General features: G+C 74.2%; 20 protein-coding genes. 10 read left to right on the forward strand and 10 right to left on the reverse strand.

From position 1 onward, the window contains the following. Positions 1-106: 106 nt before the first annotated feature. The 3 genes from ACZ7RU_RS34130 to ACZ7RU_RS34140 form a co-directional block, all read right to left on the reverse strand. Positions 107-1,552: a hypothetical protein gene (locus ACZ7RU_RS34130; RefSeq protein WP_470344866.1), complete on the reverse strand. Its 1,446-nt coding sequence runs from the start codon at positions 1,550-1,552 to the stop codon at positions 107-109. 175 nt (positions 1,553-1,727) lie between these two features. Then, positions 1,728-2,498, reverse strand: coding sequence for a lysophospholipid acyltransferase family protein (locus ACZ7RU_RS34135; RefSeq protein ID WP_470344867.1), 771 nt, complete (start codon positions 2,496-2,498; stop codon positions 1,728-1,730). 223 nt (positions 2,499-2,721) lie between these two features. Continuing rightward, positions 2,722-3,147 (reverse strand): DUF4395 domain-containing protein, encoded by a 426-nt coding sequence (locus tag ACZ7RU_RS34140; protein WP_470344868.1) that lies wholly within the window; start codon positions 3,145-3,147, stop codon positions 2,722-2,724. A 295-nt stretch (positions 3,148-3,442) separates the two neighbouring features. Between ACZ7RU_RS34140 and ACZ7RU_RS34145 the strand changes: the two genes are divergently transcribed. From ACZ7RU_RS34145 to ACZ7RU_RS34165, 5 genes are all read left to right on the forward strand, one after another. Then, positions 3,443-3,769 (forward strand): thioredoxin family protein, encoded by a 327-nt coding sequence (locus ACZ7RU_RS34145; RefSeq protein ID WP_470344869.1) that lies wholly within the window; start codon positions 3,443-3,445, stop codon positions 3,767-3,769. 276 nt (positions 3,770-4,045) lie between these two features. Next, positions 4,046-4,831 (forward strand): electron transfer flavoprotein subunit beta/FixA family protein, encoded by a 786-nt coding sequence (locus tag ACZ7RU_RS34150; RefSeq protein WP_470344870.1) that lies wholly within the window; start codon positions 4,046-4,048, stop codon positions 4,829-4,831. 45 nt (positions 4,832-4,876) lie between these two features. Further along, entirely contained in the window at positions 4,877-5,839 is a 963-nt protein-coding gene (locus ACZ7RU_RS34155) for an electron transfer flavoprotein subunit alpha/FixB family protein (RefSeq protein WP_470344871.1), read from the forward strand. A 232-nt stretch (positions 5,840-6,071) separates the two neighbouring features. After that, entirely contained in the window at positions 6,072-7,490 is a 1,419-nt protein-coding gene (locus ACZ7RU_RS34160) for an acyl-CoA synthetase (RefSeq protein WP_470344872.1), read from the forward strand. Positions 7,491-7,789: 299 nt separating this feature from the next. Next, on the forward strand, positions 7,790-8,659 hold the full coding sequence (locus ACZ7RU_RS34165; RefSeq protein ID WP_470344873.1) for a C40 family peptidase: 870 nt from the start codon (positions 7,790-7,792) through the stop codon (positions 8,657-8,659). A gap of 123 nt (positions 8,660-8,782) precedes the next feature. Here the strand turns inward: ACZ7RU_RS34165 and ACZ7RU_RS34170 are convergent, their stop codons facing one another. Then, positions 8,783-9,697, reverse strand: coding sequence for a PfkB family carbohydrate kinase (locus ACZ7RU_RS34170; protein WP_470344874.1), 915 nt, complete (start codon positions 9,695-9,697; stop codon positions 8,783-8,785). Positions 9,698-10,125: 428 nt separating this feature from the next. On the opposite strand from ACZ7RU_RS34170, the gene ACZ7RU_RS34175 reads away from it, so the two are divergent. Beyond that, the gene (locus tag ACZ7RU_RS34175) at positions 10,126-11,193 is read left to right on the forward strand and encodes an NUDIX hydrolase (RefSeq protein WP_470344875.1); all 1,068 of its coding nucleotides are present in this window, start codon (positions 10,126-10,128) and stop codon (positions 11,191-11,193) included. A gap of 167 nt (positions 11,194-11,360) precedes the next feature. Further along, positions 11,361-12,221 (forward strand): DUF4184 family protein, encoded by an 861-nt coding sequence (locus ACZ7RU_RS34180; protein WP_470344876.1) that lies wholly within the window; start codon positions 11,361-11,363, stop codon positions 12,219-12,221. Here ACZ7RU_RS34180 and ACZ7RU_RS34185 read toward each other — a convergent pair. Continuing rightward, entirely contained in the window at positions 12,197-13,561 is a 1,365-nt protein-coding gene (locus ACZ7RU_RS34185) for a M20/M25/M40 family metallo-hydrolase (RefSeq protein WP_470344877.1), read from the reverse strand. The genes ACZ7RU_RS34180 and ACZ7RU_RS34185 overlap by 25 nt on opposite strands. A 240-nt stretch (positions 13,562-13,801) precedes the next feature. Here ACZ7RU_RS34185 and ACZ7RU_RS34190 point away from each other — a divergent pair, with 240 nt between their 5' ends. After that, positions 13,802-15,058, forward strand: coding sequence for a geranylgeranyl reductase family protein (locus ACZ7RU_RS34190; protein WP_470344878.1), 1,257 nt, complete (start codon positions 13,802-13,804; stop codon positions 15,056-15,058). 69 nt (positions 15,059-15,127) lie between these two features. On the opposite strand, the gene ACZ7RU_RS34195 is transcribed toward ACZ7RU_RS34190, so the two are convergent. The 3 genes from ACZ7RU_RS34195 to ACZ7RU_RS34205 form a co-directional block, all read right to left on the reverse strand. After that, complete coding sequence (locus ACZ7RU_RS34195; protein WP_470344879.1) at positions 15,128-17,431, reverse strand: glycosyl hydrolase family 18 protein; 2,304 nt, start codon at positions 17,429-17,431, stop codon at positions 15,128-15,130. Between the two features lie 283 nt (positions 17,432-17,714). Next, complete coding sequence (locus tag ACZ7RU_RS34200) at positions 17,715-18,119, reverse strand: RidA family protein (RefSeq protein WP_470344880.1); 405 nt, start codon at positions 18,117-18,119, stop codon at positions 17,715-17,717. Positions 18,120-18,182: 63 nt separating this feature from the next. Beyond that, positions 18,183-18,992 (reverse strand): ATP-grasp domain-containing protein, encoded by an 810-nt coding sequence (locus tag ACZ7RU_RS34205; RefSeq protein ID WP_470344881.1) that lies wholly within the window; start codon positions 18,990-18,992, stop codon positions 18,183-18,185. 226 nt (positions 18,993-19,218) lie between these two features. Here ACZ7RU_RS34205 and ACZ7RU_RS34210 point away from each other — a divergent pair, with 226 nt between their 5' ends. After that, positions 19,219-19,992, forward strand: a complete 774-nt coding sequence (locus ACZ7RU_RS34210; RefSeq protein ID WP_470344882.1) for an enoyl-CoA hydratase family protein — start codon at positions 19,219-19,221, stop codon at positions 19,990-19,992. Between the two features lie 196 nt (positions 19,993-20,188). On the opposite strand, the gene ACZ7RU_RS34215 is transcribed toward ACZ7RU_RS34210, so the two are convergent. After that, entirely contained in the window at positions 20,189-20,995 is an 807-nt protein-coding gene (locus ACZ7RU_RS34215; RefSeq protein WP_470344883.1) for a maleylpyruvate isomerase N-terminal domain-containing protein, read from the reverse strand. Between the two features lie 106 nt (positions 20,996-21,101). Here ACZ7RU_RS34215 and ACZ7RU_RS34220 point away from each other — a divergent pair, with 106 nt between their 5' ends. Beyond that, complete coding sequence (locus tag ACZ7RU_RS34220; RefSeq protein ID WP_470344884.1) at positions 21,102-21,857, forward strand: acyltransferase; 756 nt, start codon at positions 21,102-21,104, stop codon at positions 21,855-21,857. A gap of 143 nt (positions 21,858-22,000) precedes the next feature. On the opposite strand, the gene ACZ7RU_RS34225 is transcribed toward ACZ7RU_RS34220, so the two are convergent. Beyond that, positions 22,001-23,335 carry a PucR family transcriptional regulator gene (locus ACZ7RU_RS34225; RefSeq protein ID WP_470344885.1) on the reverse strand — a complete coding sequence of 445 codons (1,335 nt, stop codon included), beginning with the start codon at positions 23,333-23,335 and terminating at the stop codon, positions 22,001-22,003. Between the last annotated feature and the right edge of the window lie 75 nt (positions 23,336-23,410).

The raw sequence follows: 23,410 nt of genomic DNA on the forward strand, positions 1-23,410 counted from the left end.
CAGGGGGGACCCTGTGGGAGAGTAGGACGCCGCCGAACAATCATTGCTGAAGAACCCCCATCCGGTTTCCGGATGGGGGTTCTTCGCGTTTCCGGAGCCGGACGATCTATTCGTCGGACTCGGAGCCGGCTCCGGAATCGGCTCCGGAATCGGACTCGGACTCGGATTCCGTCCCGGGCCGCGGCTGTTCGGTGGCCCCCTGTCCCTGGGCCTGCGCGGGCTGCTGGGCACCGGGCCGGGGCGCCTGGGGTGCTTCGGACGCCTGGCTCGAAGCCTGACCCGAGGGCTGGTCGGAAGGCCGATCCGAGGGGCGGGCCGACGCCTGGCCCGTTGCCTGAGCCTGTTCGGCAGGAGCGGCCGAGCCGTCCGCCGTCCCCCAGGCCGGCCGGCTGAGCCACTTGTCCGCGCTGTTGGTGAGGCGGACGACGCCCGTACCGTCCGCTCGCATGCTGTAGAGGTCGGCCCCGGCGCCCGCGGGGGCCTGGGCGAAGACGATGGACTTGCCGTCGGGCGCGTAGGCGGCCGTGCCGTAGAAGACGTCCGAGGGCGCGGGGGTCAGGGCGCCGATGGCGCTGCCGTCGGGGTGGACGGTGTAGATGCCGCCGCCGGGGGCGTTGTCGGGGCCGGCCGGGTAGGTGGTGAAGAGGATCTGGGTGCCGTCGGGGGACCAGTCCGCCCGGTCGCCGGCGCGCAGTTCCCAGGGGGTGAGCTGGCGCAGGCCGGTGCCGTCCGCGCTGACGACGTAGATGGCGCGGCTGTTGGCGGGCTGCCCGGTGGCGCTGGTCCGGTACTCGAAGGTGAGCTGCTTGCCGTCGGGGGACCAGCTGGGGTTGCTGACCGCGCCGGAGTAGGGCTTGTCGTTGGTGAGGAAGGTGAGCCGCTGGACGTCGGTGCCCTCGGGGCTCATCAGGTAGAGGTCCGAGTACTGGATCTGGTGGCTGCCGGCCGCGTCCACGGCGCCCCACGAACGGCTGAAGGCGACCTGCTTGCCGTTCGGGGAGAAGGCGGGGGCGCGCTCGTCCTCGTTGGCGCAGTCGGCGGTGCCGCTCTCGCACAGCGGGCTGACCTGGTGCTCGGTGCCGCCGGTGGCGGGGACGGTCCAGAGCCGGGCAGCACCGGTCTGCGGGTCGGTGCGGTCGAAGGCGATGGTGGCGCCGTCGGGGGACCAGTCCGGGCGGTCGTCGAGGGCGCGGGCCGGCGGCTGGGTGACCTGGTGCTGGCCGGTGCCGTCGGGGGAGAAGGTGACGATCGCGCTGCTGGTGCGGGAGGCGTCGGTGTAGGCGCGGCTGACGATCAGACCGTTGTGCACGGCGGCCGCGGGAACTCCGTCGGCCGCGCCGATCACCCCGGGGATCGCTCCGGGGCTTGCGGCTGTCGCCTCGGGGGTGGCGCTGGGGATCTCCGGCCGGATCTCCGAGAGCGGGATCTCCCCGGGTTCGGCTCCGCAGCCGGTGAGCAGGGTGCCCAGGAGCAGAAGGCCCGCACCGGCGCTCGCGCGGGTGCGGGCCCTGCCCGTTGGTGACTGCCGTGTTCCGGTGGTGATAGGTGCCATCTCCGCCTCCGAGCCTTCGACCACTCCGACGTGTGCCCCCGCCGCGGATTCAGGACGAAGGCCCCTGAAAGGAGCTGTCACTGTGTCAGACGGGGAGCGTCGGCGGCCGGGCGACACGCGACGGAGCGCGCTCGCTCGATCGCACGGAGTAGGCGTGGCGGGCGGAGAGGAGGAGTCAGTCCCGGGCGGCGCGGCGCTCGGCCTTGGCGAGGGCCTCCGCCTCCTCCTCGGCCTCGGCGACCTCCAGGGTGGGCGCGGTGCCGCCGAGCTGGGCGGGCAGCCACCAGCTGTCGTCCGGGCCGGAGGGCTTGCCGGGGTACTCGCGCTGGGCCTTGTCGAGCATCTCGCTCATGGCGGCGCGCAGCCGCCGGGTGACCATCACGGGCTTGTCGTCCGGCCCGAGGTGGATCGGTTCGCCGATCATGATGGTGACCGGGACGTGCCGCTTGGTGAGGGTCTTCGGGCGGCCCTTGGTCCAGAGCTGCTGGGTGCCCCAGAGGACCACGGGCAGCAGCGGGGTGCCGGAGTCGGCGGCCATCCGGGCGGCGCCGGTCTTGAACTTCTTCAGCATGAACGAGCGGCTGATGGTCGCCTCGGGGAACACCCCGACCACCTCGCCGGCCTTGAGGGCGCGCACGGCGGCCTCGTACGCGGGCTGGCCGTCGGTGCGGTCCACCGGGATGTGCTTCATGCCGCGCATCAGCGGGCCGGAGATCCGGTGCTTGAAGACGTCGTCCTTGGCCATGAAGCGGGTCTTGCGCTTGCCGCCGCGGTACGCGCCGAGGCCCGCGAAGAGGAAGTCCAGGTAGCTGATGTGGTTGCTGACCAGTACTGCTCCCCCCCTGGCGGGGATGTGTTCGGCGCCCACGATCTTGATCCGCACGTCGAGCGCGCGGAAGGCGGTGAGTGCGGCGCCGATCACCGGCGGATACACGAACTCTGCCACGGTCAGTCCTGACTTCCACGGGCCGGAGCCCGGTTCGGCGGGTACCCGCTCCGTTGCGCGGGCGGTGCCGACCGGAGCACGGCACGCCGCGGCGGTCACGGGTGATTCACGGAGATGATCCCCCGAACGAGTGCCCGCTGTCACCTGAGGCGTGCGGTCAAGCGAATTTTGGCGGTGTGATGTCCGTGATGAATTCCCACGGGAACTTTTTCCGTGCCGCGCATCAGGCGCCGGCGGTGAGGCGGCCCTGGGCGCGCCGGACCAGGGGGTAGAGCTCGCAGCCCACGCAGTAGCCGAACGCCGCGTTGGCGAAGGCGGCGGCGAGGGCGGCCGAGCCGGCCAGCACACCGAGCCAGGTCACGTCGGCGTAGTAGCCGAGGGCGCCGACCGCGGCGAACACCGCGAGGACGCCCTGGTCGAAGCGGAGCGGGCGTTCGTCCTCGGTCGCGGAGGGCGGCGCGAGCCGGGGGAGCACCAGCAGTTGGAACAGCCGGACGTAGGGGGCCAGGCGCAGGCCGCCGAACGCGCCGAGCGCGAAGACCAGTGTCTGGGCGGCCAGCAGGGGGCAGTTGCCGGTGCGCAGGACGACGGCGAGGACGATCGAGCTGAGCGCTGCGGCTAAGCGGGGGCCGCGAGTATCGGTCTGCAACGGGGGCTCCGGGGGGTCGCGACGGACAGCGGCAGCGGTGGGGCGTCAGCGTCGTCGGTGGACGGTGGCCCGGGCCGGGCCGAGGACGCGTCGGCGGACCGGAAGCGGCGTTGGGCGACAGTCGGAGTCCACCGGCCGATCGTACGCGGCCCTGCCCCGGTGGTCGACCGGGTTTCGGGCCCCGCCGGCGCTGCCGCAGACTGGAGGGATGACCCGGCCCGCGGCGTGCGTTGTGGTGGCTCGACGGCGGCCGGGACCGGCCGGACGTGGGCCGGGAGCGACAGGAGGGTCGGGGTTGAGCAGCGAGGACGGGGCGGTACGGCTGTCGGAGGCCGAGCTGGGCGGGCCGCTCGGCGCGCGGGCGACGCTGGTGCAGTTCTCGACGGCGTTCTGCCAGCCCTGCCGGGCCACCCGGCGGGTGCTCTCCGAGGTGGCCGGGATGGTCGACGGGGTCGAGCACGTCGAGGTGGACGCCGAGGAGCGGCTGGAGCTGGTCCGTCGGCTGGAGGTGCGGCGCACGCCGACCGTCCTGGTGCTGGACGGGTCGGGCCGGGTGGTGCGGCGGGCGGCGGGTCAGCCGCGCAGGGTGGACGTGATCGCGGCGCTCGGCCGCGTGGTGTGAGGCGTGGTGAGGGCCGCGGTGTGAGCGGTCCGGCCGCACGTGTTGCGCCCCGTCGGGTGGAGTCGGCCCCCGGCTGGGGCAGGATGGGCGCAGGCGGCGGGAGCAGCCGTACGGCATAAGCTACTGGCCAGTAGTGACCACTGCGCTATGGCGAGTATGCTGCCAGGAAGTTCCGGACCGGCACGGGAATTCGCTGCCCGGAGCGGGTGCGTGCCGTGTTCGCGCCCGCTTGCACCGCCGCAGCCGCCGGACGAGACCAGTACAGGAGACAAGGCCGTGAGCTTGAGGATCGTTGTCTGTGTGAAGTACGTGCCGGACGCGACGGGTGACCGTCGTTTCGCGGACGACCACACCACCGACCGGGAGGGTGTGGACGGCCTCCTGTCGGAGCTCGACGAGTACGGCGTGGAGCAGGCGCTGCGGATCGCGGAGGCGAACGAGGGTGCCGAGGTCACGGTGCTGACGGTCGGGCCGGACGACGCCAAGGACGCGCTGCGCAAGGCGCTGTCGATGGGTGCGGACAAGGCCGTGCACGTGAACGACGACGACATCCACGGCTCCGATGTGATCGGGACGTCGGCGATCCTGGCGAAGGCGCTGGAGCGGACCGGGTTCGACCTGGTGATCGGTGGTATGGCGTCGACGGACGGCACGATGGGTGTGCTGCCGGCGCTGCTGGCGGAGCGTCTGGGCGTGCCGCAGGTGACGCTGCTGTCGGAGGTGTCGGTCGAGGGCGGCGTGGTGAGGGGCCGTCGTGACGGTGACGCGGCGACCGAGCTGGTGGAGGCTCCGCTGCCGGCCGTGGTCTCGGTGACGGACCAGTCGGGCGAGGCCCGCTACCCGTCGTTCAAGGGGATCATGGCGGCGAAGAAGAAGCCGGTGCAGTCGCTGGACCTGGACGACCTGGGCATCGAGGCGGACGAGGTCGGCCTGGCGGGTTCGTGGACGGCGGTCGAGTCGGTGGCGGCGCGCCCGGCGCGCACCGCGGGCACGGTCGTCAAGGACGAGGGCGAGGGCGGCAAGGCGCTCGCGACCTTCCTCGCCGACCAGAAGTTCATCTAGTCCCACCCGTTCGCGCATCCAACGATCGATCAGGAGCAACGAATCATGGCTGAGATCCTGGTTCTGGTGGACCACGCCGACGGTGTGGTCCGCAAGCCGGCCCTGGAGCTGCTGACCCTGGCCCGCCGCATCGGCGAGCCGTCCGCCGTCGTCCTGGGCGCCGGTGCGGCCGCGGCCGACATCGCCGCCAAGGCCGGCGAGTTCGGCGCGGCGAAGGTGTACGTCGCCGACGGCGCCGAGTTCACCGACCAGCTGGTCGTCCCCAAGGTGGACGCCCTGGCCCAGATCGCCAAGGCCAGCGACGCCGCCGCCGTGCTGGTCACCTCCTCCGGCGAGGGCAAGGAGGTCGCCGCCCGCGTCGCGCTGCGGATCGGCTCCGGCATCATCACCGACGCCGTCGACCTGGAGGCCGGCGACGGCGGTCCGGTCGCCACCCAGTCGGTGTTCGCCGCGTCCTTCCAGGTGAAGTCCAAGGTCACCAAGGGCGCGCCGGTCATCACCGTCAAGCCGAACGCCGTCGCCCCGGAGGCCGCTCCGGCCGCCGGCGCCGTGGAGAACGTCGCCGTCGAGTTCACCGGCAACGCCGCCAAGGTCACCTCCCGCACCCCGCGGGTGTCCTCCGGCCGTCCCGAGCTGACCGAGGCCGCCATCGTGGTCTCCGGCGGCCGCGGTGTCGGTGCCGCCGAGGGCTTCGGCGTGGTCGAGGAGCTCGCGGACGCGCTCGGCGCGGCCGTCGGCGCCTCGCGCGCCGCCGTGGACGCCGGCTGGTACCCGCACAGCAGCCAGGTCGGCCAGACCGGCAAGCAGGTCTCCCCGCAGCTCTACGTCGCGGCGGGCATCTCCGGTGCGATCCAGCACCGGGCCGGCATGCAGACCTCGAAGACCATCGTGGCCGTCAACAAGGACCCCGAGGCCCCGATCTTCGAACTGGTCGACTACGGCGTGGTCGGCGACCTCTTCCAGGTGCTGCCGCAGCTCACCGCCGAGGTGAAGGCCCGCAAGGCCTGATCTCCGGACGACGACGGAGGGCGTGGCACCGAGGGGGACTCGGTGCCACGCCCTCCGGCGTACCCGGTGGTTCGCCCTCCTCCGCGGCCCGGCCCGTCGTTCCCGGGACGCGGCGGGCGGGGCGGCGGCCCGTAGAGTCGGCGCCGACGCGTGACGCGGAGGCGGACGCGTGAGGCGAGCGCGCTCCGGGACGACCGGGCGCGGTGGCGTGGGACGAGGCGAGGACGGTGGCATGGCACTGCTGACGGCACTTCAGGGCGGTTTCGGCGACGCGGCGGACGCGCTGCGGATCGACGGTCGGACGCTCTCCCGGGAGGACCTGCTGGGCGCGGCGACCGCCGTCGCCGACCGGGTGGCCGGTGCCCCGGCGCTCGCGGTGCTCGCCCGGCCCACCGTCGAGACCGTCACCGCCGTGGTCGGCGGCCTGCTGGCGGGCGTCCCGGTGGTGCCGCTGCCGCCCGACTCGGGGTCCAAGGAGCGCGAGCACATCCTGCGCGACTCGGGCGCGGCGCTGCTCGCGCACGCCGTCGGGGAGGCGCCGCCGGACACCCAGGTGGCGGGGCTGCCGGTCGACCCCGCGCAGCGCTCAGCCACCACCTTCGCCGAGCCGGCCCCCGGGTCGACCGGCTTCGTGCTCTACACCTCCGGCACCACCGGCGCGCCCAAGGGCGTGGTGATCCGGCGCGAGGCGGTCGCCGCCGACCTGGACGCCCTGGCCGCCGCCTGGCAGTGGACCGCCGAGGACACCCTGGTGCACGGCCTGCCGCTGTTCCACGTGCACGGGCTGCTGCTCGGGGTGCTCGGCGCCCTGCGCACCGGCAGCGCCCTGGTGCACACCGGGCGGCCCACCCCGGAGGGGTACGCGGCGGCGGGCGGCAGCCTGTACTTCGGGGTGCCCACCGTCTGGTCCCGGCTGGCGGCGGACCCGGAGGCGGCGGCCCGGCTCGCCCCGGCCCGGCTGCTGGTCTCCGGCAGCGCGCCGCTGCCCGTCCCGGTGTTCGAGAAGCTGGCGGCGCTCACCGGGCACGCCCCGATCGAGCGGTACGGGATGACCGAGTCGCTGATCACCGTCAGCACCCGGGCGGACGGCGAGCGGCGCCCCGGCAGCGTCGGGCTGCCGGTGGACGGGGTCCGTACCCGGCTGGTCGGCGAGGACGGCGCGCCGGTGCCGAGCGACGGGCAGAGCGTGGGCGAACTCCAGGTCTGCGGCCCGACGCTGTTCAGCGGTTACCTCAACCGGCCGGACGCGGACGCCGAGGCGTGGACGGCGGACGGCTGGTTCCGCACCGGCGACGTCGCGGTGATCGGGGCGGACGGCTTCCACCGGATCGTCGGCCGCGCCTCGGTGGACCTGATCAAGAGCGGCGGCTACCGGATCGGCGCGGGCGAGGTGGAGGCCGCGCTGCGCGACCACCCGGCGGTCGCCGACGCGGCCGTGGTCGGCGTGCCGGACGAGGACCTCGGACAGGCGATCGTCGCGTACGTCATCGCGGACGGCGCCGTGACGGGGGACCAGCTGACGGCCTTCGTGGCGGAGCGGCTCTCGGTGCACAAGCGGCCGCGCCGGGTCGTCCTGGTGCCCGAACTGCCCAGGAACGCGCTGGGAAAGGTGCTGAAGAAGCAGTTGCTGGCGGAGGCCGGCGGCCGCTGACGGCGGGGGCTCCGGACGGCCCCTCGGATGACGGGTGTTCACCCTGATGCGCCGTCGGTGCTCACCACCCGTGACCCTTCCATTGGCGCACTCCACTGCGCGCGGTGAGCGGACGCGTGCCTAACGTGACACGCAGGCAGAACCGAACCCCCCGGACGACACGCCGCGGCTTCCGGTCGCAGGACCGGAAACCGCAGCGTGCCGGGCGGGGGCTCTGCCGACAAGCACGGCCATTCGTGGCCGGTCACAGAACCCGCTGCAGTCCGCAGCGATCCGCAGCAGTGAAGGAAGTCAGCACGATGACCACCGTCAACACCGGCGCGCCGGAGGCCGCCGGCGAACCGACCGGGCAGCAGGACGCTGCCGCCGTCCGCTCCTCCCGTCCGTCCCGCCCCGCGCGGCTCCGTCGGGGGATAGGCATGGTGGCCGTGATCGCGACCGGCGCGGGCGTGATCGGCCTCGGCACCGGCGTCAGCCCCGCGGCCGCCGAGCCCGCCCCGGCGCACGCCGGGTGGGACGGCTCGCGGTACTGGTTCAAGAACAGTCAGGGGCAGTGGCGCTGGACCTCGCACTACAACGTGTACGCGGCCCGGACCGGGGGCGGCTCCGCGTCCGCCGCCAAGGCCGGCACCAGGTCCTCCGGCGGGATCAAGCAGGGCTGGGACGGCTCGCGCTACTGGTTCCGCAACAGCAAGGGCGAGTGGCGCTGGACCTCGCACTACGACGTCTACCTGGATCGAACCGGTGGCGGCTCCTCCTCGGGGTCCGCGGGCTCGGGCCACTCCGAGGACTCGGTCGCGGAGGACCGGGACGTCGAGACCGCCGTGCAGTTCGCGCTCTCCCAGCTGGGCGTACCGTTCCGCCGGGCCGGCAACGGGCCGGACGGCTACGACTGCTCGGGCCTGGTGCAGCAGTCCTTCCGGCGCGGCGGGATCGACCTGCCGCGCGTGGCGAACGACCAGTACGCGGCGACCACGCCGGTCAGCGCGAGCCAGTTGCGCCGCGGTGACCTGCTGTTCTGGTCGCCGGACGGGACCGCGCGCGGCATCCAGCACGTGGCGATCTACCTGGGCGGCAACCGGTACGTCGAGGCCGCGCGGCCCGGGACCAACGTCCGGACCTCGGCGATCAGCAGCGGCTACTACCCGTCGTTCATGGGGCGTCCGTAGCGGGGCCGTCGTCCGCCCGTCGGGGGCACCGGGTCCGCCGGGTGCCCCCGACGGGCATTCCGGGGGGTACCTCGACGTTCCGAGGGGCGCGTCCCTGACGGGCGTCGTGCCGCCGACGTGTGGTCAGAGGTCCGTCGGGCGGGGCAGGGCGCCGCGGGCGGCGAGGCCGGTGACGGCGAAGGCGCCGGCCGCGACGGCGGTGGCGGCCGCGTCGGGCAGCTCGGCGCCGCGGGCGAGCCCGGCGGCGAGGGCGCCGCAGAAGACGTCGCCGGCGCCGGTGGTGTCGACCACCCGGACGGCCGGGGCGGGCAGGTGGGCCGTCGTCCCGTCCACGGCGACCAGCGCGCCCTCACCGCCCAGGGTGACCACGGCGCCCTCGGCACGTAGGGCCAGGACCCGGGCGGCCTCGGTGACGTCGGGGGCTCCGGTGAGCCGGCGGGCCTCGACGGCGTTCGCGACGATCAACGGACGGCGTCCGGTGGGGCCGGCTTCCGGCAGGGCGCCGGCGGGAGCGGTGTCGTGCAGCCAGAGGGTGCCGCCGGAGGGGCCCGCGGCGGGCAGGGCGGCGGCGGTCGCCCGGATGCACTCCTCGGGGACCTCATTGCTGGTCAGGATCACGTCGACGGGGAGCAGGCGGAGGCGGCCGAGGGCGGCGGTGACCTCCTCCGGGGTGAGGTGGGCATTGGCGCCGGGCACGACGACGATGCTGTTCTCCCCGGACGGGTCGACCATGACGATCGCTTGACCGGTGGGCGCGTCCGGGTGGGTGAGCACGGCGCCAGTCTCGACCTGCGCGCTGTGTAGATCGGCACGCGCCGCCTCGCCCTCCGCGTCCAGCCCGACCTTGGCGACCAGGTGCGTCGCCGCGCCCATCCGGGCCGCCGCCACCGCCTGGTTGGCCCCCTTGCCGCCGAAGCCCCGGGTGGCGGCGGTGGCCAGGACGGTCTCGCCGGGGGAGGGGAGTACGGGGCAGCGGAGGACGCGGTCCGTGTTGACCGAGCCGATGACGATCACGCGACCGACGGGGAGCAGCTTCATCGCTCCTCTGTACGCGGCGGGGAGCGGGCGGCGCAAGCCGTCGGGCGGTGGCGGGCGGGCGCAGCGCGAGCACGGGACGAGTGCGGGGCGGTGCGGGGCGCGCACACGGGGGCACGGGGTGTACGGGTGGGGGCGTGCGGAGCGTACGAGCGGGGCGTGCGCGGTAGGTCGGCCCGTCAGGCGCCCTGTGCCCTAGCGGTAGTGAAGGGGTGCAATTTTGATGTAGACCGGTCTGCATATTCAGACCACGGGCGCCTGACCTGGGCACATGCCGCTGTCACGGGGCAGCTCGGGGCGTGCGGGCGGGCGCGCCGACGAGGCATGGGGAGCGGCGTGGCGCGGGTACCACCACGGGTGGCGCTGGTTCGACCAACGGGGGCGCTGCCCGGTGCGAACCGCATCGGGGGAAGTCGAGGGCAGGGGACGTTGTGATCGTCTGGGTCAATGGCACATTCGGGGCGGGCAAGACGAGCGCCTGCCGCGAGCTGGTGGAACTGCTGCCCGGGAGCGTGCTCTTCGATCCCGAGCTGGTGGGCTTCGGCCTGCGCCGGATGCTTCCGGTCGACCGGTTGGCGACGGTGTCCGACTTCCAGGACCTGGCGGCCTGGCGCCGGCTCGTCCCCGAGACGGCGGCGGCGCTGCTCGGTGAGGTCGGGGGCCCGCTGGTGGTCCCGATGACCCTGCTGAGAGAGGACTACCGGGACGAGATCTTCGGCGACCTGGCCTCGCACGGGATCACGGTGCACCACTTCGTGCTGGACCCTGAAGAAACGATCCTGCGTGACCGCATCGCCCACCGCGAGGAGTGCCCGGGCGATCCGGAGGGCAGCGAGCGGGTCCGCGCCTGGTGCCTCGAACACCTGCCCCAGTACCGCGCCGCCCGCCGCTGGCTGGTCGGCGACGCCCGCATGATCGACACCAGCGAGCTCTCCCCCCGGGAGACCGCGCACCGGATCGCCGAACTGGTCCGGGTCGGCGCCGCCCGCTGTCCGATCGTCCAGACCCCGGACCCGACCGGGGACACCGTGGCCTCCGCCGTCCTGTTCTTCGACGAGCAGGACCGCGTGCTGCTGGTCGACCCGGTCTACAAGCCGGACTGGGACTTCCCCGGCGGCGTGGTCGAGCGCGGCGAGGCCCCGACCGACGCCGCCCTGCGCGAGACCGCCGAGGAGCTGGGCCTGCGTCTGGACCCGTCCACGCTGCGCCTGCTCGCCGTCGACTGGGAGCCGCGCACCGGCCCGCGCCGCGGCGGCCTGCGGCTGATGTACGACGGCGGCCTGCTGGACGCGGAGGGCCGGCAGAACCTGCTGCTCCAGCAGGAGGAGCTGCGCAGCTGGCGCTTCGTCACCCTGGACGAGGCCGGCGAACTGCTGCCCCCGGGGCGGTACCGGCGGCTGGCGGCCGCGCTGGACGCGCGGCGGACCGGCGAGCTGCGGTACCTGGAGGCGGGGAGCCGGGTGGCCGTCGGGCTGGCGAGCACGGCGGACGCGGCGTAGCGGGCGGCCCGGGCGCGTAGCGGGCGGGTGGTGCGGGCTCGCAGCGGGCGGGTGGCGCGGCCGGCGTGGCCGGCCTGGTGCGGCCGGTTCGGGGCGGTCGCGGCGGAGCGGTCCGTGGTGCGCCTCCCGGTGCGCGGCGCCGCGGTCCCGGGCGGGAGGATGGAGGCATGCCGTTCACGCTGAGCCATCCCGCCGCCGTCCTGCCCCTGCTGGGTGCCGCCGGGGCGCGCGGGCGCCTGGTGGCGTCGGCGCTGGTCGCCGGGTCGATGGCGCCGGACGTGCCGTTCTTCGCGGAGTCCCTGCTGCCCGGCGTGTACGGCCACGGCGGGCTGACGCACCGCTGGTGGGCGGTGCCGACGCTGGACGTGGCGATCGCCGGCGCGCTGGTGGCCGGCTGGCACGGGCTGCTGCGCGGGCCGCTGGTGGCGCTGCTGCCCGAGCGCTGGGCGGGCGGCGTCGAGGCGCTGACCGCCCGGCGGGCCGGGGGCGTCCACGGCCTCGGAGGAACCGGAGCGGCCGGCGGTGCGGCGTGGTTCGCGGTGTCGGCGGCGATCGGCGCGGCCACCCACGTCGGCTGGGACGCGTTCACCCACGGCGGCCGGCTGGGGTCGCGGCTGCTGCCCGTACTGGACCGGCAGGTGGCCGGGGTTCCGCTGTACGAGGCGTTGCAGTACGGCAGTTCGGCGCTCGCCCTGGCGGCGCTGGGCGGCTGGGGGGCGCGTGCGGTGCGGGCCGTCGAGCCGGTGCGGCCGGCCGTGCGGCTCGCGCCCCGGGCCCGGCGGGCGGCCGTCGCGGTGCTGGGCGCGGCGACGGCCGCCGGAGTGCTGCACCGGCTCGGCCCGCTGCGGCGGAACCTGGTGCCGGAGGTCTGCTTCGGCGCCGGGGCCGGGCTCGCGGTGGGCGCGGTCGGTTACGCGGCGGTGCTGGCGGCCGCCCGCCGGTTGCGGGGCGGGCGGCCGGACGTCCCTTCGCAGGCCCCTCGGGACCTCGCCCCGAACGTCCGTCAGACGGAGCGCAGTTCGGCGTAGCGGCGGAGGAACAGCGCCTCGGTGAGGGCCATCCGCTCCAGCTCCCGGGGGTCGACGCTCTCGTTGACCGCGTGGATCTGGGTGGTCGGCTCCTCGACGCCGATCAGCACGATCTCGGCCTGCGGGTAGAGCGAGCGCAGCGTGTTGCAGAGCGGGATCGAGCCGCCCTCGCCGGAGGCGACCATCGCGGTGCCGAAGGCCTCCGCCATCGCCTCGCCCATCGCCTCGTACGCCGGGCCGCTGGTGTCGGCGCGGAACGGGGCGCCGTTGCCCTGGCGCTCGATCGTCAGGTGGGCGCCGAGCGGGACCTGTGCCTCCAGGTGGGCCACCAGCGCGTCCTGGGCGGCGCCCGGGTCGGTGCCCGGCGCGACGCGCAGGCTGATCAGGGCCTTGGCGGTGGACTGGACGGAGGAGGTGGCGCCGATCACCGGCGGGGCGTCGATGCCGAGGACGGTGACGGCCGGGCGGGCCCAGAGGCGGTCCGCGATGGTGCCGGTGCCGGTCAGGGCGACGCCGTCGAGCACCTTGGCGTCGGCGCGGAACTGCTCCTCCGGGTACTGCACGCCCTCCCAGGTCTGGTCGGCGGTCAGACCGGCCACCGCGACGTCGCCGTTCTCGTCGTGCAGCGAGGCCAGCATCCGGACCAGGGACTGCAGCGCGTCCGGGGCGGCGCCGCCGAAGGCACCGGAGTGCAGGTTGCCGGCCAGCGTGGTGACCGTGGCCTCGACGATCGTCATGCCGCGCAGCGAGGCGGTCACGGTGGGCAGGCCGGGGGCGAAGTTGCCGGTGTCGCCGATGACGATGGCGTCGGCGGCGAGCAGCTCGGGGTGGGCCTCGGCGTAGCGCTCCAGACCGCCGGTGCCCTGCTCCTCGGAGCCCTCGACGATGATCTTCAGGCTGACCGGGTAGGCGTCGCCGTGGACCTGACGCAGCGCCCGCAGGGCGGTCAGGTGCATCAGGATGTTGCCCTTGCAGTCGGCGGCGCCGCGCCCGTACCAGCGGCCGTCGCGCTCGGTCAGCTCGAACGCGGGGCTGAGCCAGGCGTCCTCGTCCAGCGGGGGCTGGACGTCGTAGTGGGAGTAGAGCAGGACGGTCGGCGCGCCCTCGGGGCCGGGCAGCTCGCCGTAGACGGACTGGGTGCCGTCCGGGGTGTCCAGCAGCCGGATGCCGGTCAGGCCCTCGGCGGCGAAGGCGTCGGCGACCCAGCGCGCGGCCTTCTCGCACTCCTCGACCGGGAACTGGCGCGGGTCGGCGACCGACGGGAAGGCGACCAGTTCGGCGAGGTCGGTGCGGGCGCGGTCCATCAGGGACCGGACGGCGTCGGCCAGGGGCTGTGACATCGGGGCTCCGGGGAGACGGTCCGCCCAGGGGTGGTGTGCGGGCGGAGCAGGCGGGTTGCGGTAATGCCGATCATAGGCGGAGCGGAACGGGGTGTTCCGAGGGTGCGGGGCGGACCCTTCCGGACCCTGTCGGACGCCGTCGGACGCCGGCGGTCCCCTTCCGGTCCGCGGGGAATCGGGCGGCCGGTGAAGGGGGCGGCGTGCTCGACCGGCGCGGCCGGACACATAGGATTGCTCGACGTGACTGACTCCGGAAGCTCCGATTCCCGCAGCCCGCTCGACAGCCCGGCCGAGGGCGGTCCGACCGACGACGCGGCCGGGCCGCTGGACGGCGTCTGGGACGTCGTGGTGGTCGGCGCCGGACCGGCCGGCTCCTCGGCCGCGCACGCCGCCGCGGCCCAGGGCCGCCGGGTACTGCTGCTCGACAAGGCCGAACACCCCCGGTACAAGACCTGCGGCGGCGGCATCATCGGCCCCTCGCGGGACAGCCTCCCGCCGGACTTCCGGCTGCCGCTGCAGGACCGGGTGCACGCCGTCACCTTCGCCTACGACGGGCGGTACACCCGCACCCGGCGGTCCAAGCGGATGCTGTTCGGCCTGGTCAACCGGGACGAGTTCGACCTGCGCCTGGTGCAGGCGGCCAAGCAGGCCGGAGCGGTGCTGGTCACCGGAGTGACCGTCACCGGTGTCGAGCAGCGCGGCGGCGAGCACCGGACGGCGCTGGTCACGGCGGCGGACGGGCGCACCTTCGAGGCCCGCGCGGTGGTCGGCGCGGACGGCAGCGCGAGCCGGATCGGCCGGCACGTCGGCGTCACCTTCGACCAGATCGACCTCGGCCTGGAGGCGGAGATCCCGGTGCCGGCGCAGGTCGCCGCCGACTGGTCGGGCCGGATCCACCTCGACTGGGGCCCGCTGCCCGGCAGTTACGGCTGGGTGTTCCCGAAGACCGAGACCAGCAGCCTGACCGTCGGGGTCATCTCGGCCCGTGGCGACGGTGAGCGGACCAAGCAGTACCTCGCCGACTACATCCGCCGGCTGGGCCTGTCCGGGTTCACCCCCCGGGTCGAGTCCGGGCACCTGACCCGCTGCCGGACCGAGGACTCGCCACTCTCCCGCGGCCGGGTGCTGGTCGCCGGGGACGCGGCCGGACTGCTGGAGCCGTGGACCCGCGAGGGCATCTCGTACGCGCTGCGCTCGGGCCGGCTGGCCGGCGAGTGGGCGGTGAGGATCGCCGAGGCGGGCGACGCGACGGCGGTGCGGCGCGAGGCGCTGAACTACGCGTTCGCGGTCAAGGCCGGGCTGGGCGTGGAGATGCGCGCGGGCAAGCAGCTGCTGGGCGCCTTCGAGCGGCGGCCGTACCTGTTCCACGCGGCGGTCTGCCTGGTGCCGGCGGCCTGGCGGGCCTTCGCCCGGACCACCCAGGGGCACACCTCCTTCTCCCAGGTGCTGCGGCAGTACCGGGCGGCGCGGCGGCTGACGTCGATGGCCTCGCGGTAGGACGGCGGTCGTGACGCGGGGCCGGCGCCCCTCCCCCGAGTGCGGGGAGGGGCGCCGGCCCCGTTTCGACTACCTGAGCCCGGTGTCCAGTGCGGACATCAGGGTGCCGGACGGGGTGTCGCCGGACATCTCCCAGATCATGCCGCCGAGCAGGTTCTTCGACTTCAGGTAGGCGGTCTTCTGCGAGATCGCCCAGGCGTCGTCGAAGCTCCACCACTGGCCGCCGGCTCCCGTGTAGCCGTACGTCGCGATGGACTTGGGGTCGTGGTAGACCTTGAGGCCGGAGAGGCTGGTGATCAGGTTCTGGTACCCGCGGGTACCGGCCTCGTCGGTGAACTGGCCCGGTGCGGCGCCGTTCGCGGACTGCCAGGCGCCGTTCGCACCGCCGTCCGCGACGCTCTGCCAGCCGCGCCCGTAGAACGGGAAGCCGATGGTCAGCTTGCGCGGGTTGACCCCGGCGTTCAGGTACGTCTGGACGGCCGTGTCCACGCTGAAGTGGGTGGTGTAGGGGTCGTTCGGGTCCGGGTAGAGGTTGGAGGCGTGGCCGGTGCGGTTCGGCTCCCAGGAGTTGTCGCTGCCCGAGCCGTGGAAGTCGTAGCCCTGGACGTTGGCGATGTCCAGCGAGGTGAAGATCTTCGAGAGGTCCCAGCCGGCGGCGACCTTCGCCGGGTCGGCCGGGGTGAAGGCGGTGAGCAGCTTGTGCGAGCCGCCCAACGCGTCCAGCTGCTTGCGGAATTCGGCCAGCAGCAGGGTCAGGTTGGCCTTGTCGTCGGCGCTCCAGTGGTTGCCCGGGTGGCCGTCGCCGGAACCGGGCCACTCCCAGTCGAGGTCGATGCCGTCGAAGATCCCCGCGGCCACGCCGTCGCCGCCGGCACCGTTGTAGACCGGCAGGTTGCCCTTGATCCAGGTGTCGACGCAGGACTTGACGAACTTCTGGCGGGACGCGTCGGTGGCGGCGGCGTCGGAGAAGTACTTGGAGTAGGTCCAGCCGCCGAGCGAGACGACCACCTTCAGGTTCGGGTACTTGGCCTTGAGCTTCTTCAACTGGTTGAAGTTGCCGCGGAGTTTGCCCCAGCCGTCGTCGGCCACGCCGTCCACCGACTGGGCGGCGCTCATCGCCCGGCCGTAGTCCGCGTCGGCGTCACCGGCGCCGGTGCCCTGGTCCGGGTCCTGCGGGTTGCCGCTGGTGCCCTTGGTGACGCCCGCCAGGCAGGTCAGGTTGACCGGATCGATGTTCTCGAAGGCGTAGTTGATGACGTCGAGCTTGGCCGCGGCGCCCGAGGTGTCCAGGTTCTTGACGAAGTACTGGCGGCCGTAGATGCCCCACTGGACGAAGTAGCCGACCCGGGCGTACTTCCCGGCGCCGACCAGGTCCGAGGTGGTCACGGTGAGCGGGGCGGAGGCGGGCGAGGCGTTGTCGGCGGCGTCCCGGGCCTTCACGGTGAAGGTGTAGGTGGTGGACGGCGAGAGGCTGCCGACGGTCGCGCCGAGCGTGCCGCCGGTGACCGTGGCCGCTAGGGCGTCGCCCCGGTAGACGTCGTACGCGGCGACCCGGACGTTGTCGGTGGCGGCGTTCCAGGCGAGCTTCACCTCCGACGAACCGACCGCCGCCGTGCGGAGGTCGGCCGGTGCGGTGGGCGGCGAGGTGTCGGTGGACGGGTCGAAGGTGGAAGCGGTGACGGACGCGCTGAGCGGGCCGGTGTTGCCGCGGCTGTCCTTGGCCCGGACGGTCAGGGTGTAGGAGGTGGCCGGGGTGAGACCGGTGACCAGCACACTGGTGGACGGGCCGGAGGCGAGCACGGTGCTGCCGCTCAGCACGTCGTAGGAGGCGACCGGGAAGTCCCCGCCGGTGGCGGCCGGCCAGCTCAGGGCGAGCGTGTGCGCGGTGGACTCGGTGACCGTCGGGGTGCCCGGTGCGGACGGTGGGACGTCCGCCGTGCCGTCGCACTTGTCGCCGTTTACACGGCAGTTGAGCGGAGACGAGACCGGGCCGTTGCCGACGAACCAGAAGCTGTACGGCTCGGTGGTGCTGTGGGCGTTGACGGTGGAGTTGTAGAACGCGGCCGTGGCGGTGACGTGCCGGCCGTTGACGGTGGCGGTGCCGTTGTAGCTGTTGCCGATGGTGACGCCGGTCGGGAGGTCGAACTCCAGGGTCCAGCCGCTCACCGCGGTCGCGTTGTCGTTGCGGACGATGTACGTGCCCTGCCACCAGGAGCCGTTGTCGGCGGTGGTGAAGGTGGCGGTGAGCTTTCCGGCGGCGTTCGCCGGGACGGCCAGCGCGGTGAGCGCGGCGAGGGGCAGGAGCAGGACGGAGAGCAGTGCCAGCAGTCTGCTGCGCACGCGCGGGCGCCCGGCCCGGGATCGAGCGGACATGGTTCTCCCTGTGGCTGTGGGGGTTGAACAGGGTGACGTAGAACCTTGGTTGATCCGTGGGCGATCGATGCCTGCGCCGTGGGGAGGCGAGGCAGGGGAACTGTAGGAGGACTGGACCAATGCGTCAACAGGTCTGTACCACTCGGGAATTGACGGGCTGTGAGGTCGGGTGGGGCGGGCGAACGAATGACAGATGACAGCTGACAGATGTTGAAATCTGTCAGCTGTCATCTGTTATCTGTTATCGGTCGGCTGTTACCTGTCTGCTGTCCGCCCGCGCCGACTACTCGGGGACGATCGCGAACGCCTCGATCTCGATCAGCACCTCGGGCTGGAACAGGGCCGCCACCTGCATCGCGGAGGCGGCCGGCGCCGGAAGCGGACCCAGGTGCTCGTCGCGGGCCTCACGGATGGCCGGGAGGTGGGCGATGTCCGTCATGAAGTACGTGAGCTTCACGACGTGCTCGAACCCGGCCCCGGCGGCGGCCAGGCAGCGCCGCAGGTTCTCGAAGACCTGTAGCGCCTGGGCCTTCGGGTCTCCCTCGCCGACCAGGTTCCGCTGCTCGTCGAAGGCGACCTGGCCGGAGACCAGGACCAGCCGACCGGTGCCGGTGACGACCTGGGTGTAGCCGGTACCCGGAGCAACCCCGGGCGGCTCGGTGATGTGGGTGAGGTGGGAGGTGGTCATGGCGCGGATCCTCTGCCACGATCCGCCGGGGCCGCAAGCCCCGGCCCCGGTGGCGGGCCGCCCTCAGCGCACCACGTCGGGCAGGTCGCGCAGGAACGGGCGGTCAGCGGCGGGGAGCCGGGTCGCCGGGCCACCCGAACGAAGCACCACGTCCAGGACGGCGTCCGGATCGGCGGCGTACCCACCGCTGGCCCAGGCCGCGTTGGCCTCCACCACGGCCCAACGGCCCTCCTCCGTACGCCCGACGTCGACCACGGCGGCACTGGGCAAGGGCGCGTCCGACGCCGACGCGGCCAGGACGTCGACGGTGAACGCGAGTGCGTCGGCGGCCTCGCCGGGCTCCCGTCCGAGCGGCGCCACCGACAGGTCGCCGTCGACCGCGTACCGGGAGCCGGCCCGCACCTCGCCGTCCAGTACGAACAGCCGGTACTCCGCCACGAACCGCACCACCTCGCTCACCAGCGCCGGCGTGTCATCGTCCAGGACGGCGGGCCCCGGCAGCGCCCCGCCGTCGGGGTAGACCCGGGCGGCGAACAGCTTGTCCACCGGAGGCTTGACGAAGGCCGGGTGCCGCAGACGGCGTGCCTCGGCCAGCGTGGTGAAGGAGACCCGCCGCCCGGTCAGGCCGCGCGGCAGCCGGGTCAGCCAGTCGGCGGCCGGCTCCAGCAGGCCGAGGCCGAACTCCCGCCCGACGGCGTCGCCGAACAGCGGTCCGCCGTAGAGGTGCACCGTCGTGTCGAGCAGCTCGGGCGGCGCCTGCCAGGACCTCGCGGTGTACGCCCGCAGGCCCCGGCGCCCGGCGGCGGTGCGCAGCTGGAGGCCCGTCTCGTTGATGCGCGGCGCGAGCAGCAGGACGGGGGCGGAGGTGGTCATGGCGACGATGCTGCCGTGGATGCGGGGACCGCCACCACCGGATTTACCAGCCCGGGTTCACGGCTCGGGTCCCGGCCCGGAGGAGGGGAACGTCTCCGGCCACCAGGGCGGTCGGCTCTGGCCGAGGGGCGGGTGGGCGTGCCAGAGTCGTGCGGGCGTCGTCCGGGCAGCTTCCGGACGGACGCCCGCAGTCCGACCCACCCTCAGCCGGAAGGCAGGCCCGCCGATGACCAGCGCAGCGCCCCTCGTCCACGTCAGCACCGCCGACGCCGTCACCACGCTCACCCTCGACTCGCCGCACAACCGCAACGCGCTCTCCACCCGGCTGATGGCCGAGCTGCGCGCCGGGCTGGCCGCCGCCGCGGCCGACCCCGAGGTCCGCGCGGTCGTTCTCGGGCACACCGGCAAGGTGTTCTGCGCGGGCGCGGACCTCTCCGAGGCGACCGGTGCGGACCCGACGGTCGGCCCGCGCGGTCTGGTCGAGCTCCAGCGGGCGATCGTGGACTGTGCGAAGCCGGTGATCGCCGTCATCGACGGCCACGTCCGGGCCGGCGGCCTCGGCCTGGTCGGCGCGGCGGACCTCGCCGTCGCCGGACCCGCCTCGACCTTCGCCTTCACCGAGGTGCGGCTCGGTCTCGCGCCCGCCGTCATCTCGCTGCCGCTGCGCCCGAAGCTGGACCCGCGCGCCGCCTCCCGGTACTACCTCACCGGTGAGGTGTTCGACGCCGCCGAGGCGGCCCGGATCGGGCTGATCACCAGCGCCACCGACTCCGCCGAGTCCACCGGCGTGGTGCTGAAGGGCCTGCTGGACGCACTGCGCCTGGGCTCCCCGCAGGGCCTGGCGGAGTCGAAGCGGCTGGCCAACGCGGAGGTGGTGCGTTCCTTCGAGCGGGACGCGGACGAGCTGGTGGAGCTGTCGGCGCGGCTCTTCGGCTCGGAGGAGGCGCAGGAGGGCATGCGGTCGTTCCTGGAGAAGCGGCCCGCGCGCTGGGTGCGCTGACGGCGGGGCTTCCCGGGTGTCCGCGCCCGATCGCCCGGGGACGTCGCCGTCCCCGGGCGTCAGGGCCCGCTCGGACGCCGCCACCGTTCGCCGGTGTCACGGGTCCTCGTCGGCGCCTCAGGTCCTCACGGGTGTTATGGGTGTCACGGGTGTCACGGGTCCTTGCGGGTGCTTCGGGCCCTCGCGGGTGTGACGGTCAGCGGACCGCCGTCGCGTCGTTCCAGAGCCCGAGCAGGTCCCGGTCGCCGATTGCCTCGACCTTCTCCGCCCGCTCGGGGGAGAGCCGGTTCCACAGCAGCGGGTAGAGCTCGTGGGCGGGGCCGGTGAGGGTCAGGTCGGCCGGCTCGGGGCTCTCGCCGGTGGTGACGGTCGGCGGCTCCTGGGTGATCGTCAGTCGCCAGGAGCCGGCGTCCGCCGCGGCTGCGGCTCCCGTTACGGCTCCGGCCCCGGCACCGTCGGTGGCCCGGACCTGGAGGGTACGCGGCAGGTCGCTGCGCAGCGCGGACCGGCCGCGGGGCAGGAAGCCGCACACCAGTTCGTCGATGCCGTCCAGGGCGAGCGCGGTGTCCACGACCGGACCGGGCGCCCCGGCGGCCGCGTCGGCGTCATGGCGGTGGATGGTGGTCTCGTGCGCCTGGCGCCGGGCCCAGAACGCCAGCGGGCCGGGCGAGGGCAGGAAGCTCCAGCACTCGAGGTCGGCGGGCGCCGCGGTGAGCGTGTCCACCAGGGCGGCATGGCCCTCGCGGTACCAGTCGAGCAGCGCGGCGTCCGGGGGCAGCGGCCCGATGGCTGCCTGTTCGCCCGCCTCGTCCAGCGGCGCCCGAAGGCCCCGGGAGACGATGGCGGTGGCCCAGCGGTGGACGGAGCCGGTGTGTCGCAGCAGGTCGGCCAGCTGCCACTCCGGGCAGGTCGGTACGGGGGCGGACAGTTCGGTACGGGCCGCGGCCTCGGCGAGCCGGGTGCCCTCGCGGCGCAGCGCGTCGATGTGCTCGGTGATCTCCATGAGGCGGAGTCTTCCATCGCGGTCGGCTGTCGGTCGCGGATTTCGGACGTTCCGCCGGACGCCTCCCGGCGAACGGGCGGACGCTACGGGCCGGTAACGTGAGCGCATGCCGATAACCCGTTCCCTCGTCTCAGCCGTCCGGACCGGTGGCCGCCGTGCCGCCGGGCGCCTCGTTCACCGGGGTTGGCGCTGGGTGCAGCGGACCGGTGCGGTCACCAACCGCAACCCCGGCCCGTACCGGTTCGGCGAGCTGGGGGACGGCACGACGCTCAGCTTCCCGCTCGGGGCGGTGTTCAACGAGCAGTGGATCACCATCGGGCCGTTCTCGATCATCGGCGAGCGGGTCACCATCAGCGCCGGGTTCCTGCCCGGGCTCGACCTCGGGCCCGATCCGATCGTGCGGATCGGTGGTGGCTGCGTGATCGGCCGGGACAGCCACATCGTCGGCCACCAGTCGATCGTCATCGGCGACGACGTGTGGACCGGGCCCGGCGTGTACATCAGCGACCAGGCTCACGAGTACCGGGACACCGAGCTGCCGATCGGCAAGCAGTGGCCGCGCAACGAGCCGGTGGAGATCGGCGCGGGCAGCTGGATCGGCACCGGCTCGGTGATCCTGCCGGGGGCGCGGATCGGCCGGAACGTGGTGGTCGCGGCGGGCGCCGTGGTGCGCGGTGAGGTGCCGGACCACAGCGTGGTCGCCGGGGCGCCGGCCAAGGTGGTGCGCCGGTGGACCGAGGACGAGGGCTGGCAGCCGCCGCTGCGTCACGACGCTCCGCAGCCGGTGCCGGACGGTGTGACCGCGGAGCAGCTGCGCGCCCTGGTCGGCTGGGACCTGCGGCTGCCGGGGGAGCAGGGCTGACGCCGCCGGCGACGTCGCGCTCGACCACGACGACCTCGTTGCCGACGCCGGACGCCTGACGCCTGATGCCTGACGGCCTACGCCCGACACCCGACGGGCGACGCCCGAAGCCCGCCGCGCCCGGCATCCGTAGGTGTCCTGGACTACCCGGCGAGGGAGGTCTGCTCGGCGGTGCGGGCGGCGATGGCGGCGGTGATCCGGGGGATGTCGGCGGGGCGTGTCGGATCCAGGCCGGTCAGCGCGGCGATCCGGCGCAGCCGGTAGTCGACGGTGTTCGGGTGCAGGTGCAGGGCACTCGCGGTGTGCCGGCGGTTCAGGCCTCCGGCCAGGTGGGTGCGCAGGGTGATGAGCAACTCCCCGGCGTCGGCCAGCGGTTCGAGGAGCGCGGCGAGCCGGGACCGGGCCTGGCTGGGCCGGGTGAGCTGGTACTCCAGCAGGACGTCGTCCAGCCGGTGCAGCCCCGGCGGTCGGCCGAACGACCGTGCCACCTCCAGGACTTCGTAGGCGAGGGCGGCCGCCGCGGGCACCTCGGCGGGGGTGGCCGCGGCGGCCCCCGCCAGTACGGCCGCACCGGATGCCCGGGCCGCCGCGGCGAGCGTGGCGGTGAGCAGTGGCCAGGGTGCCCCGTCGGTGTCGTCCTCGTCCGGGTGGGGTGAAGGGCCGAAGGGGATCAGCACCAGGCCGCCCGTGGGGGTGAGCGCGGTGAGCGTCGACTGCCGGGTGCGGTGGCCGAGTTCGGCCTCGAAGCGGCGGAGCTTGCGGCGGGCGGCGATGCCCGGGTCGACACCGGGGGAGTGCTCGTCGGGGTGGTCGGAGACGGACAGGCAGAGCACGGCGTACCCGGTGGGCAGCCGGAGCCCGGCGCGGTCGGCGGCCTCGTCCGCGGGGGTGCCCGCGAGCAGTGCACCGAGCAGCGAGCGCCGGGCCGCGCCCTGGCGGTCGGCGCTCGGGCGCCGTCCGTCCAGGTAGCCCGCCCCGGCGGCGGTGGCGGCCTGACGGAGCTGGTCGAGCAGCAGCCGGTTGAGGACGAGCAGGTCGGCGGCGTCGCCGTCCCCGGCGTGCCGGGTGGCGAACTCCCAGCAGACCTCCAGCCCGAGGTGGTGGGCGAGCAGGACGGCGTCCAGCGGCAGGCCCTCCTCGGCGCGCCGGGCGGCCGACTCCCGGACGGCGGCGAACTCCTCGGCGGGGGCGGGGAGGCCGGTTCTCACGGTGTGGGCGAGGGCGCGGATGCGGCGCTCGGTGTCCCGGGTCAGCTCGCCGGTGAGCTGCTCGCGGGGGAGCCGGTGGTAGACCGGCACCCGCTCCAGCAGGGCGGCGACCACGGCCTCGGCCAACTCCCGTACACCGCCGAGCAGCCGCTGGTCGGCGGGGAGGCCGCCGATCACCGGGACGCGCCAGTCCGGCGTCCGGTGGGAGGCGGTCGGAGCCGTTCGGTGGGGGGTCGGGGGCGTGGGGTGGGGCGCGTTGTGACCGGTCACAGAGAACACCGTCCAGGTCTGGGGGACGCCCAAGGGCCGGGCCGGAGGGGCGACCGCATGATGGAGCCCTCGGGT

It is taken from the genome of Kitasatospora sp. NPDC114501, assembly GCF_055633695.1.